Consider the following 6,839-nt stretch of genomic DNA (forward strand, 5'->3'; position numbering starts at 1 on the left):
AATTTGGTTGGAGGGGTCGCATTTGTTTCAAATTTTGTACTTTGGAAAGATGCTGGCTACTTTGATATTTTGTCTGATACGAAACCGTTACTACATCTTTGGTCGCTCGCTATTGAAGAGCAATTTTATATTTTTTGGCCGTTCATTTTGTGGATCGCAAGTAGGAAGAAAATTAACCTCTTCTATATTTGTATCGCCGTCGGTATTTTATCGTTTACTTTAAATATTGTAGAAATTGGTAGAGACCCCACGGGAACTTTTTACTCGCCATTAACGAGATTCTGGGAGCTATTGGTTGGTTCCGCCTTAGCAATAATTTATTTAAGTAAAAGGTCAAAAAATAAAATTATCGGTATCGACGCCGATTCCGTACTGTCCTGTATCGGGGCTTGCTTAATATTATGCGGTCTGGTTTTAACTACAAAAGAGAACGCATTTCCAGGTTATTGGGCATTATTTCCTACAATCGGTGCTGCATTATTAATTTACTCTTCCAGTGAAACTTGGTTCAATCAAAAGGTTTTATCCAATAAATTTTTGGTTTGGTTTGGTTTAATTAGTTTCCCTTTATATTTGTGGCATTGGCCGATACTTTCTTTTTTAAGAGTAATTTTAGGAGCAGTGCCCTCTTTGGAAATGAGAATTGCTGCGGTTGTTGCCTCTATAATTCTGGCATGGGCGACGCTGCATGTCGTCGAAAAGCCAATAAGATTTAGTCAGTGGGGGAAAACGGCAACATTTGCGTTAGTGTTGATGATGATTTCTCTTGGTTCACTAAGCGGCTATTCTTATGTAAAAGAACGAAATTTAGCTGTTTTGTCTCACGGTAATGGCTTAAATCGGACTTTTACACGCTTGAATCCACTTTCGTTGAGTGGTGCAGATAATGGTGACTTGGGATTTAGCGTAAATGATTGAGGCGTCACTAACATGCAAGACAAACAGTTATTCGGAAACTGTCAGCAAGACTCCAGAGGCAAGGCCCGTTTTGCATTGATGGGGGATAGCAAAGCTGCTGCTCTTTTTCCCGGATTAGTTCGGACCTCACTCGATAGTGGACGGTGGTTATTCATTGGTGGGAATGGCGCTAACGGAGCACCTATTCCATTAATGTCTAGCCGAACAGATTATTCAAGTTTTCAAAAAATGACAGGCATCGCTGTAAATGCTATTCAAAGCAATCCCGATATTGAAACTGTCGTTATTGTCGCTGCGACCCGAGCATTGTTCCAGTTGAATAATGAGTATTCTATTGAGGATTTATCAAATAGTAAAAACTATGATGATGTTTTTGAGGGATTTTCTCAGGTCATTAAAATATTTTTAAAAGCTGGAAAAAATATTGTGTTGGTTGTTAATAATCCTACTTTGGCTGATCCCAGCGTCTGTTTAAATAGGATTACCGAATTTAATTTTTTAAATAAATATTTAAATGGCGAAAAAAAGTATTGCCGAATCGGAATTGAAGAGCAACTGAAGCTTTCTGAAAAATATCGGTTATTGTTGAATCAATTGCAAACTATTGATTCAAGGAAAGTAAGGGTGTTTGATACACTCAACATACTTTGTGATGAAACAAACCGTTTTTGCACACCAGAAAAGAGCGGTAGGCTTTTATACAGTTATAGCGATCATATTTCAGATTTTGCGGCAGGATTAATCGGTCGACAATTAAATAATTATTTGACATCGTCGTTTGTAGATGTTAAATAAGTAAGTTGATTTCAGGAACATTTTCTAACGGAAAAAGTTTTGTGATTAATGATTTTTTGCTGATAGATTTTGTTGCAAGATCAATAAATATCGTCTTTGAGCAAATTTCGTTGACTAGTTGGAATGGGATTGTTTGTTAACGACGAATTTTAGATGGGTGTTCAGAGCATTTAAACCAAGCACTTTTCGATTTTCGCAGGAATTAAGGTTTTTTTTATTATGATAAAAGTGTTTTCTTTTGCCATTGCTGTTTCTTGGCTAGCATGTTTTGCTCTAATACAGTTTAAGCATGCACATCAACATTTGTCTTCAGATCATGTAGGTTCTGGGCCGCAAAAGATGCATCATGGCGCAACACCACGCATAGGTGGTTTGCCTGTATTTTTGGGTTTGTTAGCTGGCATGGCTGCAATGTACTATGACACATACGAATTTAACAGTCTGCCCTTCATCGCAGCCATTCTTCCTGTCTGGTTGGCTGGGATGACTGAAGATTTGACTAAAAAAGTCAGCCCGCTCAAGCGTCTGCTGGCTGCTTTCGTTTCTGCCTTAATCGGCATGTGGCTGCTTAATGCCAAGTTGGTGCGGCTCGACGTGGCTTGGCTCGATGAGCTGATCACCACGTATATCTTGGTCAATGCCTTATTGATCATGATTGCCGTCGGCGGCATTACCCATGCCATGAATATCATCGATGGCTTCAACGGTTTGGCTGGGGGCGTGGTGGTGATGATTTTATCGGCTCTGGCCTATGTCAGTTACCAAGTCAATGATTTGTTTTTGTTTGCTCAGTGCTTGGCGCTGATCGGTGCCACGATGGGCTTTTTGTTTTGGAATTATCCGCGCGGTTCCATCTTCGCCGGTGATGGTGGTGCTTACCTGTGGGGCTTCATGGTGGCAGAAATTTGCGTCATGCTGGTCTATCGCAATCCCCAAGTATCGCCTTGGTTTCCGCTCTTGCTGGTGATTTATCCGGTATGGGAAACGGTGTTCTCTATTTACCGCCGCAAGGTGATCCGCGGCTTGCCGGCTGGTTTGCCTGATGCGATACATCTGCATTCGCTGGTTTACAAACGCCTGGTGCGCCACATGATAGGCTCGAAAGAAGCCGAGCATATGATCAAACGGAATTCACTGACCGCGCCTTATCTGTGGTGCTTGGCGGCGTTTTCGATCGTGCCGGCTGTCCTTTGCTGGTCAAGTACGCCGCTGGTCTTGCTGTTTACCGGCTTGTTTATTTTGTGCTATTGCGGATTGTATGCCATGATTGTGCGTTTTAAAATCAAGCGCTGGATGACAGCAGGCGGCGGCCTCAAGCCTGCCGCTGCGGCGGCCAAGAAAACCAATTCCTGATCTCAGCGCCGGACTGTCCACAGCCTGGCGCGCCTTAGTTTTAGATTGTAACCCGACAATATGACACCCTCTATGCACCAGATAATCAAGAGTACGCTGCCGGTTTTCGCGATTTTCGCGGCTTCCTGCGTGTTTGCCCAGCAGACTGACAATGGCGCTGATGTCAACACCAACGCCAATGCCAGCACTAGCACTGCGCTTAAAGCGGCACCGCACATCACTAATCAAGGCGCTGCGCAAAATAACAATAACAATACCGCTGATTACAATGGCGATGCGGCTGCGCGGCGCGATCTGTCCGCGAAACGGCAGGAACCGAGCGAATTTCAGAATTTTATTAAATACGCCACCGGTAAAAATTTAGCGCTGTTTGGAAGTGAATTTTTTTCCAGTCCGCAGGCAGGCTTTGTGCCGGCCCAAAACACCCCGCTGCCTACCGACTATGTGCTCGGCAGTGGCGATGAAGTGCAGGTGCGCGCTTGGGGCAGTGTCGATATCGATTATCGTGCCACGGTTGATCGCAGCGGTAACATCAATTTGCCGACCATCGGCAATATTCAGCTTTCTGGTGTCAAGGCAGGCGATGCCGATGCGGTGATCCGCGCGGCTATCGCCAAGCAGTACCGCGATGTCACCAGCAGCGTTAATTTTGGCCGCGTGCGGGCGATGACCGTGTATGTGGTTGGGCAGGCCAAGAGACCAGGTTCGTATACGGTGTCGGGTTTCTCTACTCTGGTAACGGCCTTGCTGGCCAGTGGCGGGCCGAATGCCAATGGCTCCATGCGTAATGTGCAAGTCAAACGCGCCGGTAAAGTGGTCGGCAGTCTTGATTTATATGCCTTTATCGCCAAGGGCGACAAGAGCAATGATGTCAAGCTGCAGGATGGCGATACCATCTATATTCCACCGGCCAGCGGCCATATTGCCTTGGTTGGCAAGGTCAATACCCCGGCCGTGTACGAACTGCGCTCGGCCAATGAAAGCATTGCCAGCATTCTCGAACTCGCCGGTGGCTTGCCTGTCATCGCCGATCCGCGTCGGGTTTTTTTAGAGCGTATTGATAATGCCAAGGCGCAGCCGCGCACGATAGAAGATTTCGCGCTCGATCAAGCTGGTTTGAAGAAAATCCTGAAAGGCGGCGACATGCTCACCGTTGCTTCGATTACGCCGGAGTTTTCTAACGCAGTTAGTTTGCGCGGCAATGTTAATCAAGCCTTGCGAGTGCCGTTTAAGGCTGGCATGCGCATACGCGATTTGATACCGAACCGCGCAGCGTTGGTCACGCGCGCCTCGATACAGCGCCAGAATGATGTGCTGGGGCAGAATGATGTACAGGGGCAGAGCGATGATCCTGATGCCAAGGGAAAACAGGGCCTCGGCACTTTTCAGGATAATAAAAGGGATGTGCGTGAAAATGCGTTCTCGATTGCCAGCAGCATCGGCAATTTGATCGATGATGTCAATTGGGATTATGCTGTGATTGAACGCATCGATCGCGACACCCTCAATGTTAGCCTGATCCCCTTCAATTTGGGTCGGGCCATGGAAAATCCGGCCAACCCCGATAACCTTATGTTGCAAGCCGGTGATGCGGTGACGATTTTTTCTCAAAACGATATTCAGGTGCCAATTGCCAAGCGCAAGGTGTTTGCACGCATCGAGGGTGAAGTCAATGTGCCGGGTGTGTACCAAATGAGTCCCGGTGACAATTTGCAAACGCTGATCGCCAAAGCCGGTGGCCCTACCACGAACGCCTATTTATTCGGCACCGAGTTTTATCGTGAGCGTGCGCGTCAAGAGCAGCAGGCTAATTTGGAACGCGTTACGCGTCGTCTCGAAGCACAAGTGCGCAGTGAGGGGGCACGTTCGGCTGCGAATCAGGGCGTCTCGGCCACTCCTGCAGCGGCGGCCATCAAGCTGGCAGCCGAACAAAAGGCTGCCAGTGAAGCCGTGGCTAAGTTGCGTGAAATGAAAGCCACCGGCCGGATTGCTTTCAGTTTGGCTGCCAACGACGAAAATTTTGATAAGCTGCCGGTTTTGAAGTTGGAAAATGGCGATCAACTGATCATCCCTAGCCGGCCAGATTTTGTTCATGTATTCGGCGCGCTGAGCCAAGAATCGTCGATTATCTGGAGAAAAGGTTTGTCGGTGGATAACTACTTGGCCGAAGCTGGCCCAACTTCCGAAGCCGATATCGACAACACCTTTATCTTGCGGGCCAATGGTTCTGTCTTGTCAAACACTGGGCGCGGTTGGTTCTCGAGTGTAGGTTCTTCGCAAGTCATGCCGGGCGATACGATTGTTGTACCGGAACGCTTGAATAAACAAACGACTTACCAGCAATTCATTGTTGGTTTGAAAGATTGGGCAACGATACTCACTGGTTTCGGCCTCGGTGCAGCCGCAATTAAATCTTTGAAAAATTAAGCATGACGACACTTGATAAGTTGCACGCCGCTCCGGCAGATGAAGATGATGGCCTCGCCTTGATGGATATTTTGCTCACGCTGGCCAAGCATAAGAAAAAAATTATGCTGTACCCGATCGTATGTGGGGTGGCTGGTTTGCTGATCAGCCTCTGCATGCAAGCCGTTTTTAAGGCGAATACCAAGATTCTTCCACCGCAACAGAGCCAATCGACCGCCTCGGCTATGCTGAGCCAACTCGGTGGCTTGGCCGGTGGCGCAGGTGCCGCGTTGGGGATTAAAAACCCTAATGACTTGTATATCGCCATGCTGAAAAGCCGCGCCGTTACCGATAAGCTGATCAGCCGTTTCGATTTGAAAAAGCGTTATGACGTCAAGTTGGTAGAAACTACGCGCAAGATGTTGGACACCAATTCCACCATCGCCGCCGGTAAAGATGGTTTGATCGGGATTGAAGTCGAAGATAAAGACCCGAAAATTGCCATGGCCATCGCCAATGCCTATGTGGAAGAACTGACTTTACTGACGAGTCGCTTTGCGCTCACCGAAGCTTCGCAGCGCCGCTTGTTTTTTGAAAAACAATTGGAACTCGCTAAAGACAAGATGATCGTGGCCGAAACTACCCTGGCCAAAGGCATCGATAGCAAGGGCGTGCTCAGTGTTGATGGCCAAAGCAAGGCCGTGGTGGAAACTGCAGCGCGTTTGCGTGCGGCGGTGTCGGCTAAGGAAATTCAACTCAAGGCCATGCAAGCCTTTGTTACGCCGAATAATAATGAGTATAAGCGCGCTTACCAAGAGTTGTTGGGTATGCAGCAGGAGCTCGGTAAGTTGGAAAATGGTAATCCGCTGGCAGCAGCGCCGCGTGCAAGCGATGCGGCTGGCGGGCCAAGCAGCATACAGATACTGCGTGATGTGAAGTATTATCAAATGCTTTATGATTTACTGGCCAAGCAATATGAAGCGGCGCGTCTCGATGAAGCTAAGGATATTCCTTTGATTCAGGTGCTCGATAAAGCCATTGAACCGGAACGTAAATTTAAACCGCAACGCGCGCTTATCACGCTGGCGGCCGCCATGTTCGGTTTGATCGTGGCACTGATTGCGGCGTTTGTGGCCGAAGCTTCGGCCGCGCCGAAAACGCCTGAGCAGGAAGAAAAATGGCGTCAGTTGAAAAAGTATTTGAGCTTCCGTTGAGGCATTGAGGCGTGTTGACGAGGACAGTGCTGTTCTCGTCATGACGTCATTCCCGCACAGGCGGGAACCCAGTGGCACGACCGTGCCTTCACAGCTTAGGCGCGGCAACATCGCCGGGCTTGGTTAGCTGGTACGCTGAACGGCGCTTGCGCG

The 6,839-nt window shown here is 47.9% G+C and carries 5 protein-coding genes; all 5 read left to right on the top strand.

The features are described 5' to 3' along the window. On the top strand, positions 1–918 hold a 918-nt coding region (locus QN359_RS19110; RefSeq protein WP_323493614.1), incomplete at its 5' end, for an acyltransferase. A gap of 12 nt (positions 919–930) precedes the next feature. Continuing rightward, on the top strand, positions 931–1,713 hold the full coding sequence (locus tag QN359_RS19115) for an SGNH hydrolase domain-containing protein (protein ID WP_322247578.1): 783 nt from the start codon (positions 931–933) through the stop codon (positions 1,711–1,713). Positions 1,714–2,124: 411 nt separating this feature from the next. Further along, the gene (locus QN359_RS19120) at positions 2,125–3,066 is read left to right on the top strand and encodes a glycosyltransferase (protein ID WP_322247579.1); all 942 of its coding nucleotides are present in this window, start codon (positions 2,125–2,127) and stop codon (positions 3,064–3,066) included. Positions 3,067–3,138: 72 nt separating this feature from the next. Beyond that, positions 3,139–5,493, top strand: a complete 2,355-nt coding sequence (locus QN359_RS19125) for a polysaccharide biosynthesis/export family protein (protein ID WP_322247580.1) — start codon at positions 3,139–3,141, stop codon at positions 5,491–5,493. Between the two features lie 2 nt (positions 5,494–5,495). Next, on the top strand, positions 5,496–6,686 hold the full coding sequence (locus QN359_RS19130) for a Wzz/FepE/Etk N-terminal domain-containing protein (RefSeq protein ID WP_322247581.1): 1,191 nt from the start codon (positions 5,496–5,498) through the stop codon (positions 6,684–6,686). Positions 6,687–6,839 lie beyond the last annotated feature (153 nt).

Origin of the sequence: Undibacterium sp. 5I2 (assembly GCF_035019605.1) — a bacterium.
Taxonomy (GTDB): domain Bacteria; phylum Pseudomonadota; class Gammaproteobacteria; order Burkholderiales; family Burkholderiaceae_D; genus Undibacterium.

Bases quoted from the DNA above. Each gene is read 5' to 3' on its own strand.
- QN359_RS19125 (WP_322247580.1), top strand. From the start codon at position 3,139: ATGCACCAGATAATCAAGAGTACGCTGCCGGTTTTCGCGATTTTCGCG.
- QN359_RS19115 (WP_322247578.1), top strand. From the start codon at position 931: ATGCAAGACAAACAGTTATTCGGAAACTGTCAGCAAGACTCCAGAGGC.
- QN359_RS19130 (WP_322247581.1), top strand. From the start codon at position 5,496: ATGACGACACTTGATAAGTTGCACGCCGCTCCGGCAGATGAAGATGAT.
- QN359_RS19120 (WP_322247579.1), top strand. From the start codon at position 2,125: ATGTACTATGACACATACGAATTTAACAGTCTGCCCTTCATCGCAGCC.